21 protein-coding genes and 1 pseudogene are annotated in these 19,743 nt (G+C 73.2%); 5 read left to right on the top strand and 17 right to left on the bottom strand.

The window, feature by feature from the left end:
• Positions 1-23 precede the first annotated feature (23 nt).
• Complete coding sequence (locus ACF068_RS20700) at positions 24-821, top strand: hypothetical protein (protein WP_392275730.1); 798 nt, start codon at positions 24-26, stop codon at positions 819-821.
• 116 nt (positions 822-937) lie between these two features.
• Complete coding sequence (locus ACF068_RS20695) at positions 938-1,222, top strand: hypothetical protein (RefSeq protein ID WP_392275729.1); 285 nt, start codon at positions 938-940, stop codon at positions 1,220-1,222.
• A gap of 108 nt (positions 1,223-1,330) precedes the next feature.
• On the opposite strand, the gene der is transcribed toward ACF068_RS20695, so the two are convergent.
• The 5 genes from der to aroH form a co-directional block, all read right to left on the bottom strand.
• Positions 1,331-2,779, bottom strand: coding sequence for a ribosome biogenesis GTPase Der (der, locus tag ACF068_RS20690; protein WP_392275728.1), 1,449 nt, complete (start codon positions 2,777-2,779; stop codon positions 1,331-1,333).
• A 69-nt stretch (positions 2,780-2,848) separates the two neighbouring features.
• Positions 2,849-3,532, bottom strand: a complete 684-nt coding sequence (locus ACF068_RS20685; protein ID WP_392275727.1) for a lysophospholipid acyltransferase family protein — start codon at positions 3,530-3,532, stop codon at positions 2,849-2,851.
• Positions 3,490-4,152 carry a (d)CMP kinase gene (gene cmk / locus ACF068_RS20680; RefSeq protein ID WP_392276050.1) on the bottom strand — a complete coding sequence of 221 codons (663 nt, stop codon included), beginning with the start codon at positions 4,150-4,152 and terminating at the stop codon, positions 3,490-3,492. The genes ACF068_RS20685 and cmk overlap by 43 nt, the downstream gene beginning before the upstream one ends.
• 173 nt (positions 4,153-4,325) lie before the next feature.
• On the bottom strand, positions 4,326-5,411 hold the full coding sequence (locus tag ACF068_RS20675; RefSeq protein ID WP_392275726.1) for a prephenate dehydrogenase: 1,086 nt from the start codon (positions 5,409-5,411) through the stop codon (positions 4,326-4,328).
• A complete protein-coding gene (aroH, locus tag ACF068_RS20670) occupies positions 5,408-5,770 on the bottom strand; it encodes a chorismate mutase (RefSeq protein WP_392275725.1) in 363 nt (120 codons plus the stop codon). The genes ACF068_RS20675 and aroH overlap by 4 nt, the downstream gene beginning before the upstream one ends.
• Positions 5,771-6,080: 310 nt before the next feature.
• Between aroH and ACF068_RS20665 the strand changes: the two genes are divergently transcribed.
• From ACF068_RS20665 to ACF068_RS20655, 3 genes are read left to right on the top strand one after another with little or no spacing between them, the layout of a single operon-like run.
• A complete protein-coding gene (locus ACF068_RS20665) occupies positions 6,081-6,413 on the top strand; it encodes a DUF952 domain-containing protein (protein WP_392275724.1) in 333 nt (110 codons plus the stop codon).
• Positions 6,414-6,465: 52 nt separating this feature from the next.
• The gene (locus ACF068_RS20660; protein ID WP_392275723.1) at positions 6,466-6,936 is read left to right on the top strand and encodes a Rieske (2Fe-2S) protein; all 471 of its coding nucleotides are present in this window, start codon (positions 6,466-6,468) and stop codon (positions 6,934-6,936) included.
• A gap of 10 nt (positions 6,937-6,946) precedes the next feature.
• On the top strand, positions 6,947-7,702 hold the full coding sequence (locus tag ACF068_RS20655) for a DNA polymerase beta superfamily protein (protein WP_392275722.1): 756 nt from the start codon (positions 6,947-6,949) through the stop codon (positions 7,700-7,702).
• Here ACF068_RS20655 and ACF068_RS20650 read toward each other — a convergent pair.
• The 12 genes and pseudogenes from ACF068_RS20650 to ACF068_RS20595 form a co-directional block, all read right to left on the bottom strand.
• Positions 7,619-8,389, bottom strand: a complete 771-nt coding sequence (locus ACF068_RS20650) for a DNA polymerase beta superfamily protein (RefSeq protein WP_392275721.1) — start codon at positions 8,387-8,389, stop codon at positions 7,619-7,621. The two genes, ACF068_RS20655 and ACF068_RS20650, sit on opposite strands and share 84 nt — an antisense overlap.
• A 3-nt stretch (positions 8,390-8,392) precedes the next feature.
• A complete protein-coding gene (locus tag ACF068_RS20645) occupies positions 8,393-9,415 on the bottom strand; it encodes an ADP-ribosylglycohydrolase family protein (protein WP_392275720.1) in 1,023 nt (340 codons plus the stop codon).
• Entirely contained in the window at positions 9,412-10,146 is a 735-nt protein-coding gene (locus ACF068_RS20640) for an NUDIX domain-containing protein (RefSeq protein WP_392275719.1), read from the bottom strand. The genes ACF068_RS20645 and ACF068_RS20640 overlap by 4 nt, the downstream gene beginning before the upstream one ends.
• Before the next feature lie 245 nt (positions 10,147-10,391).
• Positions 10,392-11,510 (bottom strand): pseudouridine synthase, encoded by a 1,119-nt coding sequence (locus ACF068_RS20635; RefSeq protein ID WP_392275718.1) that lies wholly within the window; start codon positions 11,508-11,510, stop codon positions 10,392-10,394.
• Positions 11,510-12,091, bottom strand: a complete 582-nt coding sequence (gene scpB, locus ACF068_RS20630; protein WP_392275717.1) for an SMC-Scp complex subunit ScpB — start codon at positions 12,089-12,091, stop codon at positions 11,510-11,512. Before scpB ends, ACF068_RS20635 begins: the two co-directional genes overlap by 1 nt.
• The gene (locus ACF068_RS20625) at positions 12,091-13,176 is read right to left on the bottom strand and encodes a segregation and condensation protein A (RefSeq protein ID WP_392275716.1); all 1,086 of its coding nucleotides are present in this window, start codon (positions 13,174-13,176) and stop codon (positions 12,091-12,093) included. The genes scpB and ACF068_RS20625 overlap by 1 nt, the downstream gene beginning before the upstream one ends.
• A 49-nt stretch (positions 13,177-13,225) precedes the next feature.
• Positions 13,226-13,750: a hypothetical protein gene (locus tag ACF068_RS20620; RefSeq protein ID WP_392276049.1), complete on the bottom strand. Its 525-nt coding sequence runs from the start codon at positions 13,748-13,750 to the stop codon at positions 13,226-13,228.
• Positions 13,747-14,772: a ParA family protein gene (locus tag ACF068_RS20615; RefSeq protein WP_244376298.1), complete on the bottom strand. Its 1,026-nt coding sequence runs from the start codon at positions 14,770-14,772 to the stop codon at positions 13,747-13,749. Before ACF068_RS20615 ends, ACF068_RS20620 begins: the two co-directional genes overlap by 4 nt.
• A 478-nt stretch (positions 14,773-15,250) precedes the next feature.
• The gene (ald, locus tag ACF068_RS20610; protein ID WP_392276048.1) at positions 15,251-16,366 is read right to left on the bottom strand and encodes an alanine dehydrogenase; all 1,116 of its coding nucleotides are present in this window, start codon (positions 16,364-16,366) and stop codon (positions 15,251-15,253) included.
• A 142-nt stretch (positions 16,367-16,508) separates the two neighbouring features.
• Positions 16,509-18,554: an AAA family ATPase gene (locus ACF068_RS20605; RefSeq protein ID WP_392275715.1), complete on the bottom strand. Its 2,046-nt coding sequence runs from the start codon at positions 18,552-18,554 to the stop codon at positions 16,509-16,511.
• A 289-nt stretch (positions 18,555-18,843) separates the two neighbouring features.
• Positions 18,844-19,470 (bottom strand): NUDIX domain-containing protein, encoded by a 627-nt coding sequence (locus ACF068_RS20600; RefSeq protein ID WP_392275714.1) that lies wholly within the window; start codon positions 19,468-19,470, stop codon positions 18,844-18,846.
• A gap of 93 nt (positions 19,471-19,563) precedes the next feature.
• Positions 19,564-19,743, bottom strand: a pseudogene (locus ACF068_RS20595) (CTP synthase); the annotation flags it as partial.

Genomic DNA, 19,743 nt, shown 5'->3' with positions numbered 1-19,743 from the left:
GCAACGAGTCCGAGGAGCGACCCGTGCCCCGCATGCTCGACGTCAGCGAGGACGTACGCGCCGAGATCGGCGACGAAGAGGCCGACCGGCTGCTCGCCGGCGAGAACGCCCCGGGCAGCTACGACTGCACCTCCTGCCGTACCCCGGGCGACTCCGAGCAGGAGCGCACCAGCACCGTCCTGTTCGTGGGCGAGGAGACCGCCGTCCTCGCGTTCGCCCACGCCACCTGCATCCCCTCCCAGGTCGTGAAGGTCGCCGAGGAGCAGCTCCAGGGCGCCGTCCGGTCGATCACCGGCGTGGAGGCGCAGGCGGCGGCCCCGGCGGCCGCCGCTCCCGCCCCCACCGGCGACCAGGCCGTCCTCGGCGTCACCAGCGGTCTCGTGCTGATCGACAACGAACTGCACCCGGCCCTCGTCGTCGAGCCGACCGCCCCCATCGCCCGGCCGGGTTCGGGCGGCAGCACCGACGAGTTCCTGCCCCTGCTGATCGAGCAGGGCTTCCTGCCGGTCGCGAACGTCAACCAGAAGCCGGGCCCGATCGCCGGCTGGTCGGTGCTCCTGGCGATGGGCCAGCTCCACGCCATCCTCCAGCCCGGCACGGGCGGTGGCAGCCCGGTCGCCTGGTGGCAGGCCCACCAGCCGCTCCAGGTCACCGAGGGCTGGCGCGCCGCCGCCAACAAGTCGCACACGGTGCTGGTCTTCGCCGCCCCGGTCGGCTCCATCGGCCAGCAGCCCCGCGAGGACCTGCTGCGTGACGCGCTGGAGAAGGCGGCGGCGAACGGCCGGCTGGTCGCGGCGTCGATGCCGCTGGCCGGCACCTGATGCGCACCGGGGCGACGGAAGGACGGGCGGGGCCGCATCCGAAGCGCGGCGAGGTCGTTGGCTCATACGTGCACGCATACGAGCCTTCCCGCCAGCCGTACCAGCAGATTCCCGCGATGCGTTCCACGCAGGACGGACTGTCCGCCCCGTCGGCCACGCCGATCTACGACGCGCTGTACTCCGAGTACCTGAGGTCGTTCAGGACGCTGCCCGGCGACCGCAGTGGCGAGGAGGACCTGGACTTCAAGGCGTTCGGGTCGTTCGCGTCGGGCGGCGGCGGGGCGTACCAGACGCAGCACGGCTACACGACCGGGTGGCAGCCGGTCCAGTCGATGCGCCGGGCCGCCGGTCACCACCATGTGCCGGCGGCCCTGCCGCCGGCGCCCCGCCGGGGGCTGTGACCGACGACCGGCGGGGGCCGGGAACGGGGACCGCGGGGGCCGTGACCGATGACGGCGGGGCCGGAGCGAATCGTTCGCTCCGGCCCCGCCGTCATGTGTCCGTGCCCGTCACTTCTTGCGGCCGCGCTTCTCGCGCACCCGTACCGAGATGTGGATCGGGGTGCCCTCGAAGCCGAACTCCTCGCGCAGCCGGCGCTCGACGAACCGCCGGTAGCCGTGCTCCAGGAAGCCCGAGGCGAACAGCACGAACCGCGGCGGCTTGGTGCCCGCCTGCGTACCGAACAGGATGCGGGGCTGCTTGCCGCCCCGGATGGGGTGCGGGTGGGCCGCGACCAGCTCGCCGAGGAAGGCGTTCAGCCGCCCGGTGGGGACGCGGGTCTCCCAGCCGGCCAGTGCCGTCTCGATCGCGGGGACGAGCCGGTCCATGTGGCGGCCGGTGAGGGCGGAGACGTTGACGCGCGGGGCCCAGGCCACCTGCTGCATCTCGGTCTCGATCTCGCGCTCCAGGTAGTAGCGGCGCTCCTCGTCGAGCTCGTCCCACTTGTTGTAGGCGATGACGAGGGCGCGACCCGCCTCGACGGCCATGGTGATGATCCGCTGGTCCTGGACGGAGATGGAGTCCGTCGTGTCGATCAGGACGACGGCCACCTCCGCCTTCTCGACGGCGGCGGCGGTGCGCAGCGAGGCGTAGTAGTCCGCGCCCTCCTGGAGGTGCACCTTCTTGCGGATGCCGGCGGTGTCGACGAACTTCCAGGTGGTCCCGCCGAGCTCGATGAGCTCGTCGACCGGGTCGCGGGTGGTACCGGCCATCTCGTTGACGACCACGCGCTCCTCCCCGGCGATCTTGTTGAGCAGGGACGACTTGCCGACGTTCGGGCGTCCGATGAGCGCGATGCGGCGCGGGCCGCCGACGGCGGTGCCGAAGGACTGCTCGGGGGCCTCGGGAAGGGCCTTGAGGACCTCGTCGAGGAGGTCGCCGGTGCCGCGGCCGTGCAGGGCCGAGACGGGGAACGGCTCGCCCAGGCCAAGGGACCAGAGCATGGAGGCGTCGGCCTCGCCGGACGGGCCGTCGACCTTGTTGGCGGCGAGGACCACGGGCTTGCCGGCCCGGCGGAGCAGCTTGACGACGGCCTCGTCGGTGTCGGTGGCGCCGACGGTGGCGTCCACGACGAAGACGACCGCGTCGGCGGCCTCGATGGCGTACTCGGCCTGGGCGGCGACGGAGGCGTCGATGCCGAGGACGTCCTGCTCCCAGCCGCCGGTGTCGACGACCTTGAAGCGGCGGCCCGCCCATTCGGCCTCGTAGGTGACGCGGTCGCGGGTGACGCCGGGCTTGTCCTCGACGACGGCCTCGCGGCGCCCGATGATGCGGTTCACCAGGGTCGACTTGCCGACATTCGGCCGGCCGACGACGGCGAGGACCGGCAGCGGGCCGTGCCCGGCCTCCTCGATCGCGCCTTCGACCTCCTCGATGTCGAAGCCCTCTTCGGCGGCGAGCTCCATGAACTCCGTGTACTCGGTGTCGCCGAGTGCCCCGTGGTCGTGCTGGTCGTTCATGAAGTCCGTTCCTCGTTCATCATCGTCATCGGCGGGTCGAGTGATCCGCTACTCAAGAGTCAGTCTCGCTCAGCGCCCGGTGAGGCGCCTGGCGTTTCCCAGGTGGGCGGTGAGCCGTTCCTGGATGCGTACGGTGGCGTCGTCCAGCGCCTTGCGGGTGCGGCGGCCGGAGCCGTCCCCCGCCTGGAAGGCGTCGCCGAAGACGACGTCCACGCCGCTGCGCAGCGGGGGCAGCGCCTTTATCAACCGTCCGCGGCGGTCGGTGCTTCCCAGGACGGCGACCGGGACGATCGGGGCGCCGCTGCGCAGGGCGAAGTAGGCGAGGCCGGCGCGGAGGGAGGCGAAGTCGCCCCCGCCGCGGGTGCCCTCCGGGAAAATGCCGAGGACACCACCGCCGGCGAGGACGTCCAGGGCGCCGGTGATGGCGGTGCGGTCGGGTGCGCCGCGGTCCACCTTGAGCTGGCCGATGCCCTCCAGGAACGGCCCGAGAGGCCCCTTGAAGGCCTCCTTCTTGATCAGGAAGTGCACCGGCCGGGGCGCGGTGCCCATGAGCATGGGGCCGTCGAGGTTGTGGGCGTGGTTGACGGCGAAGATCACCGGTCCGGTGGCCGGGACGCGCCAGGCGCCCAGGACGCGCGGCTTCCACAGCCCGTACATCAGCCCGATGCCGATGCCCCGGCCGACCGCGGCGCCCTTGGGGGTGGGTGGGGTCACGCGGCGGCCCGCTTCTCCTCGACGAGGGTGACGACGCACTCGATGACCTGCTGGAGGGTGAGGTCGGTGGTGTCGACCTCGACGGCGTCGTCCGCCTTGGCGAGCGGGGACGTCTTGCGGCTGGAGTCGGCCGCGTCCCGCTTGACGAGCGCCTCGCGGGTGGAGTGGATGTCGGCGCCCTTGAGCTCGCCGGAGCGGCGGGCGGCGCGGGCCTCGGGGGACGCGGTGAGGAAGATCTTGAGGTCGGCGTCGGGGAGGACGGTGGTGCCGATGTCCCGCCCCTCGACGACGATGCCCTGCCCGGCGCTCGCGGCGATGGACCGCTGGAGCTCGGTGATCAGCGCACGCACCTCGGGGACGGCGCTGACGGCGCTGACCTTGGAGGTGACCTCCTGGGTGCGGATGGGGCCGGAGGCGTCCACCCCGTCGACGGTGATCGTCGGGTGGGACGGGTCGGTCCCGGAGACGATGGTGGGCTTCCCGGCGGCCGAGGCCACGGCGTCGGCGTCGTCGACGTCCACCCCGTTGGTGATCATCCACCAGGTGATCGCCCGGTACTGGGCGCCGGTGTCCAGGTAGCTGAGCCCCAGCTTGGCGGCGACCGCCTTGGAGGTGCTCGACTTGCCCGTGCCGGAGGGCCCGTCGATGGCGACGATCACGGATTCCACGGTGTCGGACACCTTCCTGGTACGCGGGAGGGGGCCGGCCGGATGCCGAGGGGCCCCGCACCAGGTTACCGACTGCCGCCGCCACCCCTTGCACCCGTTCGTGCGACCCCCTCCCCACCGGGTCCGTACCGGCCCCCGTCCGCCGGGCCGGGCCGGGCCGGCGGCTACTGCCGCAGTGCCCAGCCGCGCTCCCGGAGGGCCGCGGCGAGCACCGGGGCGGAGGCGGGTTCCACCATGAGCTGGATGAGGCCGGCCTGCTGGCCCGTGGCGTGCTCGATGCGGACGTCCTCGATGTTGACGCCCGCCCGGCCCGCGTCCGCGAAGATGCGGGCGAGCTCGCCGGGCTGGTCGCTGAGGAGGACGGCGACGGTCTCGTAGGCGACCGGGCCGCCACCGTGCTTGCCGGGGACCCGGGCGCGGCCGGCGTTGCCGCGGCGCAGCACGTCCTCGACGCCGGTGGCGCCGTCGCGGCGCTCGCCCTCGTCGGCGGACTGGAGGGACCGCAGGGCGCGGACGGTCTCGTCGAGGTCGGCGGCCACGCCGGCGAGGACGTCGGCGACCGGGCCGGGGTTCGCCGACAGGATCTCGACCCACATGCGCGGGTCGGAGGCGGCGATGCGGGTCACGTCGCGGATGCCCTGGCCACAGAGCCGTACGGCCGCCTCGTCCGCGTCCGCGAGCCGGGCGGCGACCATCGACGACACGAGCTGCGGGGTGTGGGAGACCAGGGCGACGGCCCGGTCGTGGGCGTCCGCGTCCATGACGACGGGGACCGCCCGGCACAGGGCGACCAGCTCCAGGGCGAGGTTCAGGACCTCGGTGTCGGTGTCCCGGGTCGGGGTGAGCACCCAGGGGCGGCCCTCGAAGAGGTCGGCGGTCGCGGCGAGCGGGCCGGAGCGCTCCTTGCCGGACATGGGGTGCGTGCCGATGTACGCGGAGAGGTCGAGGCCCATGGCCTCCAGCTCCCGCTTGGGCCCGCCTTTGACGCTGGCCACGTCCAGGTAGCCGCGGGCGATACCGCCGCGCATGGCGTCGGCCAGGGTGGCGGCGACGTACGCGGGCGGTACGGCGACCAGAGCGAGGTCGACGGGGCCCTCGGGCGGCTCCTCGGTGCCGGCGCCGCGGGCGGCGGCGGTACGGGCGCGCGAGGGGTCGTGGTCGACGAGGTGGACGCGGATGCCGCGCCCGGCCAGCGCGAGGGCCGCGGAGGTGCCGATCAGCCCGGTTCCGATGACGACGGCGGTTCTCACTGGGCGATGTCCTTGCGGAGGGCGGCCGCGGCGCCGAGGTAGACGTGCGCGACGGCGGACTTGGGCAGGTCGGTCTCGACGTGGGCGAGCAGGCGCACCACGCGGGGCATCGCGCCGGCGATGTCCAGTTCCTGGGCGCAGATCAGCGGTACGTCCACGATGCCGAGCTCGCGGGCCGCCACGGCGGGGAAGTCGCTGTGCAGGTCGGGGGTGGCGGTGAACCAGATGCTGATCAGGTCGTCGGGGACGAGGCCGTTGCGGTCCATCACGGCGGTGAGCAGCTCGCCGACCTGGTCCCGCATGTGTCCGGCGTCGTCCCGCTCGAGTTGGACGGCCCCTCGGACCGCTCGTACCGCCACGTCCCGCTCCTTCACCCTGTGCCGCGTGCGCGTCTGCAGGCGTTCAGCCTAGGGGGTGTCTCGCCGATCATGCCGGGCTCACGACGCCCGGCACCGCACCTCGCCGCGTTGTCGTCGGTCGCCGACTCCCCCAAGGTCTCGGCTTCGCTCGACCAGGGGAGACCCCCACCGCGTCGACTCCCTCCTCCGCCTTGCGATGCACGGCGCCGGCCGCCGCTCGCTGATCCGGCCTGATCGACAAGACACCCCCTGGTCAGCCCGGGCGTGGGTGCCCGATCCGTCCGGCATGCAGACGGGGGAGACTGTGCGCATGCTGCTCCACATCGCACCGGCCGCCGAGTGGGCCGATCCGGAGATCCCCTACCGCCCGGCCTCCCTGGCCTCCGAGGGGTTCGTGCACTGCTCGCCCGACGAGGAAACGGCGCTGGCCGTCGCCGAGGCCCACTACCGGGAGGTGCCGGGGCCGCTGCTGCTGGTGAACCTCGACGAGACGCTGCTCACGGCGGAGGTCCGCTGGGAGGCCGCGGAGGGCCGGCTCTTCCCGCACGTGTACGGTCCGCTCGACCGCGCCGCCGTCACCGGCGTGCGGGAGGTGCGCCGTGATGCGGCCGGCCGCGTCACGGGGCTCGCCCCCTGGGGGTAACCGGCAGCGCGGTGGCTTCGCGCCGGGGGCGTGCGGCGTCAGGATGCCGCGCATGAACGCAGCCCCCACCCCTCGCCGTGCCGTCCTCGCGACCGCCGCCTCCGCCACCGCCGCCCTGGTCGCGGGGTGCGGTGACGGCGGCGGCGACGCCCCGGCGGCCACCGTGAGCCCGGCACCGACCGCACCGGGGACTCCCCCGGACCCGACGGACTCCGCCTCCGCCTCGGCGCCCGGGGCCGGCGAGCTGGCCAGGACGGCGGACATCCCCTCCGGCGGCGGCCTGATCCTCAAGGAGCGGAAGGTCGTGGTCACCCAGCCCGAGGACGGCGAGTTCAAGGCGTTCTCCGCGGTCTGCACCCACCAGGGCTGCATCGTCGCCACGGTGGACAACGGCACCATCAACTGCGCCTGCCACGGCAGCCGGTTCCGCATCACGGACGGCTCCGTCGCGCGCGGCCCGGCGACCCGGCCGCTGCCCGGGGAGCAGATCACCGTGACGGGGGACGGCATCCGCCTGGCGTAGGGTCTGGCGCATGCCGACCCCCGACGAACTGGTGCGCGACCACACGATCTACTCCTGTGTCATGGGGTCGCGCGCCTTCGGGCTGGCCACGGCGGACAGCGACACCGACCGCCGGGGTGTGTTCCTGGCCCCCACCGCCCTCCAGTGGCGTTTCGACAAGCCCCCCACCCATGTGGAGGGCCCGGCGGACGAGCAGTTCAGCTGGGAGCTGGAGCGCTTCTGCGAGCTGGCGCTGACCGCCAACCCGAACGTCCTGGAGTGCCTGCACTCCCCGCTCGTCGAGCGGCTCGACGACACCGGCCGGGAACTGCTGGCGCTGCGCGGCGCGTTCCTGTCCCGCCAGGCCCACCGGACCTTCGTCCGGTACGCGGCGGGCCAGCGCAGGAAGCTCGAGGCGGACGTCCGCCGGTACGGCGCGCCGCGCTGGAAGCACGCCATGCACCTGCTGCGCCTGCTGGCGGGCTGCCGCGACCTGTTGCGCACCGGTGAGCTGGTGCTGGACGTGGGCGACGACCGCGAGCGGCTGCTGGCGGTCAAGCGGGGCGAGGTGTCGTGGCGGGAGGTCGAGACGCGGATGGCCCGCCTGGCCACGGAGGCCGACGAGGCGCTCCCCGGCTCGCCGCTCCCGCCCGAACCCGACCGGCGGAGCGTGGAGGACTTCCTGTTCCGTACGCGCCGGGCGTCAGCGCTGCGGTCGGTCCAGTCGGGTCCGGACGACGAAGTCGTGCAGGGCGTCGTGGGCGGCCGGGGCGGGCGCGTCGGGTAGGGCGGAGGCCGCCTGCGCCTCGTCCAGGACGGTGTGCAGCGCCTCCACGTCGGCCCGCAGCCGCTCGGTGTCCACGCCGGTGGCCGCCCCGTGCTCGGCGTCGGCCTTGGCCGCGATGAGCTCGGCCACGTACTCCGGCGCCGGCACCGCGCCGATGAGGGTCGGCAGGTGGGCCACCACCTCGCCCGTCCGCATCAGGTGGATGCCGGTGAGCAGCACCCGGAAGGTGTAGAGCAGGGGCTTGAGCTCCCCGTTCTTCTCGAACAGCCGCCACTGGGTGGCGGCGAAGCCGCGGTAGTGATGGGCGTGGTGGGTGGTGAGCACGGCCGGGGCGAGGGCGGTCAGTTCGGCGTGGGCGTCGGTGGTGTGGGCGACCAGCGGGGACAGGAGCTGTTCCAGGACGTAGCCGTTGCGCCGCAGCATCAGCCGTACGAACTTCCGCAGGTCGTGGGTGACCAGGTCCATCTCGACGCCGTCCCGCTCCCAGGCGCGGGAGCGGGTCTCCTCGGGCTCGCGCAGCCCGATCAGCGTGTCCACCGGCAGCAGGTGCACACCGCGTACGTCCACGTCCGAGTCGCGGGAGGGGAAGCCGTACAGGTGGGCGCCGGAGACGGTGGCGAACAGCAGGGGATCGGGCTGCTCGGCGACGACGGAGGCCAGGTCGGGGAGGGCGAGGAGTTCGGTCATGGGCTAAGCGTCCCAGAGCGCCCCCAGCGTCAGCAGCTCGCTGCCGTACTCGATCCGGTCCGCCCACGGCCGGGGCCACGCCCCCGCGCCCAGGTGGGCCCCGGCGAAGGCGCCGGCGAGGCAGGCGATGGAGTCGGAGTCGCCCTTGGTGCAGGCCGCCCGGCGGATGGCGGTGACGGGCTCCTCGGGGAAGAGCAGGAAGCAGAGCAGCGCGGCGGTCAGCGCCTCCTCGGCGATCCAGCCCTCGCCCGTCACCAGGCACGGGTCGGTCTCCGGGTCGGCCGTGCGCAGCGCCGCGTCGAGCGCGGTCAGGGCGTCCGCGCACTCGTCCCAGCCGCGCTCGATGAACGCGTGCGGCGTCGCGTCGTGGGAGTGGGTCCACAGGTCGCCCAGCCACTGCTGGTGGTAGCGGGAGCGGTTCTCGTACGCGTACGAACGCAGTTGCCCGACCAGTCCGAGCGGCTCGGCGCCCCGCGACAGCAGGTACACGGCCTGGGCGGTGAGGTCGGAGGCGGCCAGGGCGGTGGGGTGGCCGTGGGTGAGGGCGGCCTGGAGCTGGGCGGCGCCGGCGCGCTGTTCCTGGCTGAGTCCGGGGACGAGCCCGATCGGCGCGACCCGCATGTTGGCGCCGCAGCCCTTGGAGCCGATCTGGCTGGCCTCCTGCCAGGGCCGGTCGCCGTCGAGCTTCTCGCAGGCGACCAGGCAGGTGCGGCCGGGTGCCCGGTTGTTCTCCGGCGAGTGGTACCAGGCCACGAACTCCTCGCGCAGCGGTCGGGTGAGCCACTGCGGGGCGAGTGCGCCGCGGGCCAGGGCCGTGCGTACGGCGCGGGCGACCGCGAGGGTCATCTGGGTGTCGTCCGTGACGAGCGCGGGCTTCGGCAGGGCCATCTCCCGCCACGGGCCGCACTTGGCGAGGATGGACGGTACGTCGTTGAACTCGGTCGGGAAGCCCAGCGCGTCGCCGAGCGCGAGCCCGACGAGCGAGCCGGTGGCCGCCTGCTTGGTGAGGGTCCTGGCGGTGATCATGCCTGCCGTCCTTCCGGTCGCAGCAGTGGCGGGTGCAGGGCCGTGGCCTGGCCCGCCCGGTAGAGAGCGGCCGGTTTCCCCCGTCCGCCGGTGAGGCGCGGCGGTCCTTCCACGGCCTGGACGAAGCCGGGTGTGGTGAGGACCTTGCGCCGGAAGTTGGGGCGGTCGAGTTCGACGCCCCACACCGTCTCGTACACCTGCCGCAGCTCGCCGAGGGTGAACTCGGGCGGGCAGAAAGCGGTGGCGAGGCAGGTGTACTCGAGCTTGGCGCCGACCCGTTCGTGCGCGTCGGCGAGGATCGTGTCGTGGTCGAAGGCCAGGGGCCCGTACGAGCCGTAGGGCAGCCACTGGGCGTGCGCGGCGTCCCCGCCGCCGCGCGGCTCGGGCAGGTCCGGCCCGAGGGCCGTGTACGCCACCGAGACGACCCGCATGCGGGGGTCCCGGTCGGGGTCGCTGTAGGTGCGGAGCTGTTCCAGGTGGAGGCGGGCGACGGTGGCGTCGGACAGCCCGGTCTCCTCGGCGAGCTCGCGGCGGGCGGCCTGCCCGGCGGACTCGCGGGGCAGGACGAAGCCGCCGGGGAGGGCCCAGCAGCCCTGGTACGGCTCCTGTCCCCGCCGGACGAGCAGCACGTGCAGCCGCTCCTCGCGGACGGTGAAGACGGCGAGGTCGACGGTGACGGCGAAGGGCTCGAAGGCGTACGGGTCGTACCCGGCGGGGCGTTGTGCCGTCATGCGTGCCGTCCCGCCGCGCCGGTCCCCACCGCTCCCGCCGCGCGGGCTCCGGAGCCTGGTCCACCCCCGTGGGTCCAGGTCCGCCGGCCGGGCGCGGCGGGAGTGGTGGAGACGGTCCTGTGGGCGATCCGCACGCCGCACCCCCTTTAGAGTCATCATGACTATAAAGGTGGCCGAGGGTGCCCGACAAGACGGAAGCCCGTGGCCTTTCCGCAGGCCACGGGCTTTCGTACGGGTATGTGCTGTTACAGACCGACTTCCTTCATCAGCATGCCGACCTCCGTGTTCGTCAGGCGGCGCAGCCAGCCCGACTTCTGGTCGCCGAGCTGGATGGGACCGAACGCCGTCCGGACGAGCTTCTCGACCGGGAAGCCCGCCTCGGCGAGCATGCGGCGCACGATGTGCTTGCGGCCCTCGTGGAGCTGCACCTCGACCAGGTAGTTCTTGCCGGTCTGCTCGACCACCCGGAAGTGGTCGGCGCGGGCGTAGCCGTCCTCGAGCTGGATGCCGTCCTTGAGCCGCTTGCCGACCTCGCGCGGGAGCGGGCCGGTGATGGCGGCCAGGTAGGTCTTCTTCACCCCGTACTTGGGGTGGGTCAGACGGTGGGCCAGCTCACCGTGGTTGGTGAGCAGGATGATGCCCTCGGTCTCGGTGTCCAGCCGGCCGACGTGGAAGAGCCGCGTCTCACGGTTGGTGACGTAGTCCCCGAGGCACTGCCGGCCGTCGGGGTCCTCCATCGTCGAGACGACACCGGCCGGCTTGTTGAGGGCGAAGAACAGGTACGACTGGGTCGCCACGGTCAGGCCGTCGACCTTGATCTCGTCCTTCTCCGGGTCGACCCGCGTGCCCTGCTCGATGACGATCTTGCCGTTGACCTCGACCCGGCCGGCGTCGATCATCTCCTCGCAGGCCCGCCGTGAGCCCATGCCGGCCCTGGCCAGCACCTTCTGGAGGCGCTCGCCCTCCTGGTCGCCGAACGTCTTGGGCGTCTTGATCTCGGGCTTGTTCGCGTACCGCTCGCGGTTGCGCTCCTCGATCCGGGCGTCGAGCTCACGCGGACGCGCCGGGGTCGTGCGGCCGCCGCCGCGCTGGGGGGACTGGCGGGGGCCGCCCTTGGCGCCGCCACGGGCCGCCGCGCCCCGCCCGCGCTTGGGACCGCCTTCGGCGGGGCCGCCGCCCACGTCGTAGGTCCGCTCCTCGGGGCGGGGGCGGCGCGGGTTGCTCCCGCTCTGCCCGCGGTCGTCGCGGCTGTTACCGGCACCCCGGTAATTGCCGCGGCCGCCGCTGCTGCCGCGGCCGCCGCTGTTGCCACCACGGCTCCCGCCGTTGTTTCCGCTGCTGTTCCTGCCGCTGCTGCTTCGCATCAAAGTTCCGTCTTGTCGTCGTCTGGATCGAACGACGGGACCCCTTCCCGGCTCTCGGCCTCGACCGCGTCCGCCTCGGGGAGGAAGGGCGCGAGTTCGGGGAGCTCGTCCAGGCCGCGAAGGCCCATCCGCTCCAGGAAGTAGTTCGTCGTCCTGTACAGGATCGCACCTGTTTCGGGTTCCGCGCCCGCCTCCGCCAGCAGACCCCTCTGGAGCAGGGTCCTCATCACCCCGTCGCAGTTCACCCCGCGCACCGCCGAGACCCTCGACCGGCTGACCGGCTGGCGGTACGCGACGACCGCCAGAGTCTCCAGCGCGGCCTGGGTGAGCCGGGCCTGCTGCCCGTCGAGGACGAAGGCCTCGACCGCCTCCGCGTACGCGGCCCGGGTGGAGAAGCGCCAGCCGCCGGCCACCAGCCGCAGCTCGAAGCCCCGGCGCTGGGCGTCGTACTCGTCGGCCAGCTCGCGCAGCGCGTCGGCGACCTCTCTGCGCGGGCGGTCCAGCACCTTGGCCAGGTGCTCCTCGGTGGCCGGCTCGTCGACGACCATGAGGACGGCCTCCAGGGCCGGCTTCAGCTCCATCACTCCTCCTCCTGGTCGAACTCGTCGGTCACGGCGACGCCCTCCGCCCCGGTCCACCTCACCGTGAGCTCGGCCAGCGCCTCCTCCTGTTCGAGGGCGACGGCTCTCTCCCGGTACAGCTCCAGCAGGGCCAGGAACCTGGCCACGACCGTGAGGGTGTCGGGGGCGTCCTCGGCGAGCTCCCGGAAGGTCGCCTCGCCGCGCTCACGCAGCCGGGCCACAACCACCCCGGCCTGCTCGCGGACGCTCACCAGCGGGGCGTGGATGTGCTCGACGTACACCTGCGGCTTCGCCTTGGGCTGCATCGCCTTGACGGCCAGCTTGGCGAACCCCTCGAGGCCGATGCTGATGACGACGTCGGGCAGCAGCTCCGCGTGGTGCGGCTCCAGGCCCACCGTACGCGGGTGGCGCCGCCCCTCGCTCTCCAGCCGTTCGCCGAAGATCTCCGCGACCCGCTTGTACGCGCGGTACTGCAACAGCCGCGCGAACAGCAGGTCCCGTGCCTCCAGCAGCGCGAGGTCCGCCTCGTCCTCCACCTCGGCGGCGGGCAGCAGCCGGGCGGCCTTCAGGTCGAGCAGCGTGGCCGCGACGACCAGGAACTCGGTCGTCTGGTCGAGGTCCCAGTCCGGCCCCATGGCCCTGATGTGGGCCATGAACTCGTCGGTGACCTTGGAGAGGGCGACCTCGGTGACGTCCAGCTTGTGCTTGGAGATGAGCTGCAACAGCAGGTCGAACGGTCCCTCGAAGTTCGCCAGCCGTACCGTGAACCGCCCCTCACCCCCCACCGCGGCCCCGTCCGGCGCGGGGGCGCCTCCGGGGATCTCGTCCGCCGGGGGCGCCGGGGCCTCAGGGGCACTGTCCGGCTCCGGGACGGGCGCCGGGGCCTCAGGGGCACTGTCCGGCTCCGGGACGGGCGCCGGGGCCTCAGGGGCACTGTCCGGCTCCGGGACGGGCGCCGGGGCCTCGGGGGCACCCTGCGGGGCGTCGTGAGGCTCCGGCGGGGCGTCGTGAGGCTCCGGCGGCGCGGCCCCCGGGCCGCGGCCCAGGGCGCGGCGGCGGGGGGCGGGAGCGTCGGTCGGGGGCATCCTGGTCCTGGGGCGGAGCGGCAACGGGCGGGGCCCGCGCAGGCTACCGTCAGCGCCCGCGCAGGCGCCGCACGAGGATGCTCGCGTCGCCCCGCGACTCCAGGTCCGCCAGCACCACGGCGACCGCCTCGCGGACGATGCGCCCGCGGTCCACGGCCAGACCGTGCTCGCCGCGCAGGACCAGGCGAGCGTGCTCCAGGTCCATGAGCTCCTCGGCGGAGACGTACACCGTGATCTTCTCGTCGTGCCGTTCGCGCCCGCTGGGGCGCCGGTTCGCCGCGCGCCCGCGGCGCCGGGCGGCCGCGGCCGCCTTGGCGGGGGCGGGGGACGCGGCGGGTTCCTCCGCCGCGCGGCTGCGGGGCTCCGCCGCGTCCGCCTCGGCGGCCGAGTGCTCCTCGGGGGCCGGGCCGGAGCCCGCGGGGGCGGCGGGAACCGCGGCGGAACCGGCCGCCGGGTCGCTCTCGCCCGCCGGCGCGGGCACCCGCGGCTCGCCGTTCTGGCGGCGCGGGGTGGAGGACTGCAGCGCCATGCCCCCGGTCGTACGGAACAGCTCGTCGGCACCGGGCAGACTCACTCGGCGTGACACCGGGCGAGCACCTCCCTGGCGAGCTGGCGGTAGGCGGCCGCACCGACCGAGTTCGAGGCGTACGTGGTGATCGGCTCACCGGCGACCGTGGTCTCCGGGAAGCGCACGGTCCGGCCGATCACCGTGTGGTACACGTGGTCGTCGAAGGCCTCGACGACACGGGCGAGGACCTCACGGCTGTGCACCGTGCGCGAGTCGTACATCGTGGCGAGGATGCCGTCGAGCTCCAGCTCCGGGTTGAGCCGCTCCTGGACCTTCTCGATGGTCTCGGTCAGCAGCGCGACGCCACGCAGGGCGAAGAACTCGCACTCCAGCGGCACTATCACCTTGTGAGCCGCCGTCAGCGCGTTCACGGTCAGCAGACCGAGCGAGGGCTGACAGTCGATCACGATGTAGTCGTAGTCCTGGAGCAGCGGCTTGAGCGCCCGCTGGAGGGTGGACTCGCGCGCGACCTCGCTCACCAACTGCACTTCGGCGGCTGACAAATCGATATTGCTGGGCAGCAGGTCCATGTTGGGCACGGCGGTCTTCAGCAGGACCTCGTCCGCCGACATGCCCCGCTCCATGAGCAGGTTGTAGACCGTGAGGTCGAGCTCCATCGGGTTCACGCCGAGGCCGACCGACAGGGCTCCCTGCGGGTCGAAGTCGACGAGCAGGACGCGCCGCCCGTACTCCGCGAGCGCGGCGCCCAGGTTGATGGTCGACGTCGTCTTGCCCACGCCGCCCTTCTGGTTGCACATCGCGATGATCTTCGCGGGGCCGTGGTCGGTCAGCGGTCCCGGGATCGGGAAGTACGGCAGGGGCCGTCCGGTGGGGCCGATCCGCTCGCGGCGCTGGCGGGCAGCGTCGGGCGCGAGGGTGGCCGCGTACTCCGGGTCGGGCTCGTACTCGGCGTCAGGGTCGTAGAAGTGCCCCTCGGGGACTTCGTCGTAGGCGGCGAAGTGGGTGGACTCTCGGCCACTCTCGTTGCCGGCCATGGCGTTCACGTGTTGGCCGTCCATCATCTTCATCGTGTGGGCTGTCGTCCTGTGCTGCTGGCCGGCCGCGAAGGTTCGGACAGCGACCGAGCCGGCGTCGCCGACCGTTCCTGGCTGACCACCCCCAGGAGTAAATGTCGACTCATTCACAAGTCGTCTTACCTCCTCGGAAGTGACCAGGGGACTTATCGATAGGTCAGCGTGGCACCATGCCGACGGTTTGCGACTCTATGGCGTGTCACCGCTCCGCAGCAACACAATCGCCCGGACGCGGGCCGATGTGTCGGCAAAGAAACAGACCCGTGTCAAGGGCGCACGGCCATCCATCGACACGTTTCCTGGGTGTGCGAAACGGTTAAAGGGTTACGTTCGAGACGACTTGAGCAACGGCCGGGGACGTCCGGACACACGTCCGGCCGGACCTCGTCGCGCAAGGTCCGGCCGGATGTGTGAGGTTGACGGCACCCGTTGACGGTCGAGCGGTGCGCCGGCCGTCGGGTCGGTCGCCGGGTCAGCCGATGAGCGAGCTCAGCTCGACGTGCTCCAGGCCGTGGGCCTCGGCGACCTCCTTGTAGACGACCTTGCCGTCATGGGTGTTGAGGCCCTTGGCGAGCGCGGCGTCGCGGCGGAGCGCCTCGGCCCAGCCGTTGTTGGCCAGCGACACGATGTAGGGCAGCGTGGCGTTGGTCAGCGCGTAGGTGGAGGTGTTGGGCACCGCGCCGGGCATGTTGGCGACGCAGTAGAAGACCGACTCGTGGACGTTGAACGTCGGCTCGGCGTGCGTGGTGGGACGGGAGTCCTCGAAGCAGCCGCCCTGGTCGATCGCGATGTCGACAAGGACACTTCCGGGCTTCATCCGGGAGACGAGCTCGTTGGTGACCAGCTTCGGGGCCTTGGCGCCCGGGATCAGGACGGCGCCGATGACGAGGTCGGCCTCCAGGACGGCCTTCTCCAGCTCGAAGGAGTTGGACATGACGGCCTTGACCTTCGTACCGAAGATCTTGTCGGCCTCGCGGAGCTTGTTGATGTCGCGGTCGAGCAGCGTCACCTCGAAGCCCATGCCGACGGCGATCTGGGTGGCGTTCCAGCCGGAGACACCGCCACCGATGACGACGGCCTTGGCCGGGATCACGCCCGGGACGCCGCCCGGCAGGACACCGCGGCCGCCGGCCGCGCGCATCAGGTGGTAGGCGCCGACCTGCGGGGCCAGCCGGCCCGCGACCTCGGACATCGGGGCGAGCAGCGGCAGGGCGCGGTTGGCGGTCTCGACCGTCTCGTACGCGATGGCCGTGGTACCCGACTCGATCAGGGCGTCCGTGCACTCGCGGGAGGCGGCGAGGTGCAGGTAGGTGAAGAGGGTCTGGTCCTTGCGGAGGCGGTGGTACTCCTCCGCGATCGGCTCCTTGACCTTGAGCAGGAGGTCCGCCGTGGCCCACACCTCGTCGGCGGTCGGCAGGATCTGCGCGCCCGCGGCGACGTACTCGTCGTCCGTGATCGAGGAGCCGACACCGGCGTTCTGCTCGACGAAGACCTGGTGCCCGTTGCGCACGAGCTCGTGCACACCGGCGGGGGTGATGGCCACCCGGAACTCGTTGTTCTTGACCTCGCGGGGGATGCCGACCTTCACGTCGATCACGGTCCTTGGCTTTGGGGGTACGGGGGCAATGCAATACATACCCGGATGCACGGGACGCACCGGGATACACCGCGGTCAATCGCGGCTCACCCAGTCTATTGAAGGGTCCACCGTTGTCTAGCCTTGCAAAGCATTAATCTTCGGCGGAAGCACTGCGGATTTCGTAGGCGGAGTGATCGGTTCCCAGCAGGCGATCAGCCGCAGCCCGATGCAGCCGCGCCGCGGCGGGATCGCCGAGCCGGTCCAGCGTGTCCGCCAGCCGTAGCTGGAGGGCCGCGAGAAGCCGCACATCGTCGGCCCGGCGGGCCCACTCGACGGCCTCCTCGCAGGTGCGCAGGCACTCCTGCGGCCGGCCCGCGTACTCCTGGACGCGGGCCGCCTCGCTCAACGCGCGCGCGTGGCCCGCGAGATCGCCGAGCCGGCGATACCCGGCCGCGGCGGCCCGCCAGTTCCTGAGCGCCTCGCCGTACCGGCCCTCGTAGGTGTGGACGGCACCGAGCCGGCCGTAGAGCCGCGCCTGGTCGGCCCGCTCGTCGCGGGCCAGACGCTGCGACAGGGCCCGCCCGTACCAGTCGGCGGCCCGCTGCCAGTCCCCCAGCTCCTGGTGGGCGCCGCCTACGGATTCCATCGCGCGGCTGATCGCGTACGGGTCGTTCGCCAGCCGTCCGGCGTCCAGCGCGGCCCGGTAGCGGACCAGGGCGTCGCCGGTACGGCCGGTCCTGGCGTCCAGGTCGGCGAGGTTCAGCAGGGCGGCGGCCCGCTCGCGGTGCAGCCCGCGCCGCTCGGCGACGTCCAGCACGAGCTGGTGCAGCCCGTACAGCTCGGGCGCTGCCTCCTCGGTGCCCCGGTGGGCGGCGAGCGCCCGGACGAGGGCGGCGACCAGCCGCCGGGCGAGGGTGTCGAGTTCCCCGTCCGCGACGGCCACACGGGCGGCGGCCAGCAGCGCGGGCTGCCGGGTGCGCAGCCACTCCGAGGCCGCCTCGGGCCCGGCGAAGCGCAGCGCCCTGGGCAGGCCGGCGAGCTTCCGCCGCGCGGCCGACCCCTCCGGCTCGGTGACCGCCCGGCAGGACTGGAGGAGCCGTACGGTCCGCTCCAGCATCCGGGCGCGGGCGAGCTGGACCTCGGCGGGCCGGTCCTCGGTCCGCAGCAGGTCCCGCAGCAGCGGCATCAGGCAGCCGGGCACCTCGTACTGCTCGTCGTCCGCCTCGTGCATCAGCCCGGCGGCGGCGAAGCCCTCCAGCAGGGACCGGGCGGCCGACACCGAGCAGCCGGCCAGAGCGGAGGCGGTGTGGGCGTCGGCGACGCCGACCGGGGCCAGGGCGAGCAGGCGCAGCATCCGGGCGGCGGGCACGGGCAGCGCCTCGTACGCCAGGCGGAAGGCACGGGCGAGCGGGCGGGCGGCGACGGGGCGGTCGGGGTCGTCCGGCAGGGCGCGCAGCCGCTTGGTGAGGTCGGCGACGGACGACATGGGGCGGGCGGCGAGCCAGCCGCCGGCCAGCATCAGGGCGGCGGGCTGGCCGCCGCACAGTTCGGTGAGCGTCTCGGCGGCCTGCGGATCGACGGTGATGCGCACCGAGCCGGTGAAGCCGTCGAGCAGTTCGATGGCGGACTTGGCGTCCAGTCCGCCGACCGTGCAGGGACGTACGTCCGGAATGCCGGTCAGGGGGCCCTGTGCGACGGCGACGACCAGGCACTCGGGGTTGTCGGGGAGCAGCGCGTCGACCTGTTCGGCGCTCGCGGCGTCGTCCAGCAGGAGCAGGGCGCGGCGCCCGGTGAAGGCCTGCCGCAGGAGCTGGGTCAGTTCGTCCTCCCCCGCGCCCGGGGGCGCGGGCACCCGGAGCCGGTCGAGCAGCCCGCGGGCGATGCGCTCGACGGGCACCGGTTCGCCGCCGGGCTCGGTGAGCCGGGCCCGCAGCACGCCGTCGCGGTAACCGCGGGCGAGGTCGCCGGCCAGTTCCTCGGCGAGCGCGGTCCGCCCGCTGCCGGGCCGGCCGGCGATCAGCAGCACCCGCGCGCGCGGGGAGGGCCGCCCGGCGAGGGTGTCGAGCCCGGCACGGGCGATGTCGGCGCGCAGCTCCTTGAGCTCGCGCGCCCGTCCGAAGAACCGACGGCGCCCGGGCCGCGCACCGGACCGGTCCGCACCGCCCGCGCCGCCGAAGTCCACCGCCTGATCCGTCACGGGCCACGCTCCCGTCCGCCTGCGCACGTACTGATCCCGCCGGATCCCCAGGCGGGCGATCCGAGCGTAGTTCAGCCGCGGTGCCCCGACCGGCGGAGCAGGGCGGACGAGTCCCTCAATCGGATCAGCAGATCGTCACACCACTGGGCCGTTCCTGACACCCCCGGGCGACCGTGCCTCCCCGGCCGCCCGGCCGGGGCCGGGCACCGCCGACAGCGGTCGGCACCGCGCCGGTACCGACCGGTGCCGGCCGGTACTGCGGTGGGGCATGCCGGGGCCGCCGGTGGCTCTACGCCTCGAAGGGGCGGGCCGGCCAGGGCGCCTCCGCCGGGCGCAGCGCGTCCAGGCCGTCGCCCGCTCGGGCGGCGAGCACCGACAGGACTCCCACGACCAGGCAGTTGTTGTGCAGGTCGCCGGCCAGCACGCCCCGCGCCAGCTCGTCGAGCGGCACCCGGGCGAGCTCCATGTCGGCCTCCTCCTCGGCGACCTCGAAGCGTTCGCCGTCCGCCACCGACAGACCGCGCGCGAGGAAGATCCGTACGGCCTCGTCGCAGCCGCCCGGCGTGGTGTACACGTCCGTGAGGACGTTCCACCGCTCCGCCTTGACGTGCGCCTCCTCGTACAGCTCGCGCACCGCGGCGCTCAGCGGGTTCTCGCCGGGCACGTCCAGCAGGCCGGCCGGGATCTCCCAGAGCTTGTGCCGCACCGGGTGGCGGTACTGGCGCAGCACCAGGACGTTGTCCTCGTCGTCGAGGGCGAGGACCGCGACCGACCCGGGGTGGACCTGGTAGTCCCGGCCCACCACGGTTCCGTCCGGCATGACCACGTCGTCGGTGCGGACACTCGTCTTCTTGCCCTGGAACGGCACGGCGGTCGCGGTGACCCGCCACTCCTCGGGCGTGTCCTTGATGGTCATGAAAGACGTCCTCCCTCGTACGCGCACTGCACAGAAAACCGGGGCACAGGCCCTGATCAGGCCCGTACCCCGGTCAACCGTATCGCTAGCGTGTCACTTGCCCGTCTTGCGCTCCACGGCCGCCTTCACCAGTCCGGCGAAGAGGGGGTGGGGGCGGGTGGGGCGGGAGCGGAGTTCGGGGTGAGCCTGGGTGGCGACGAGGTAGGGGTGGACCTCGCGCGGGTACTCCACGTACTCGACGAGCTTGTTGTCCGGGGAGGTACCGGAGAAGAC

Origin of the sequence: Streptomyces sp. NPDC016309, from assembly GCF_043077235.1 — a bacterium.
In the GTDB taxonomy this organism is placed as follows: Bacteria; Actinomycetota; Actinomycetes; order Streptomycetales; family Streptomycetaceae; genus Streptomyces.
Note: the sequence above shows the minus strand (reverse complement) of the source record. Positions and strands in the feature narration are given on the sequence as shown.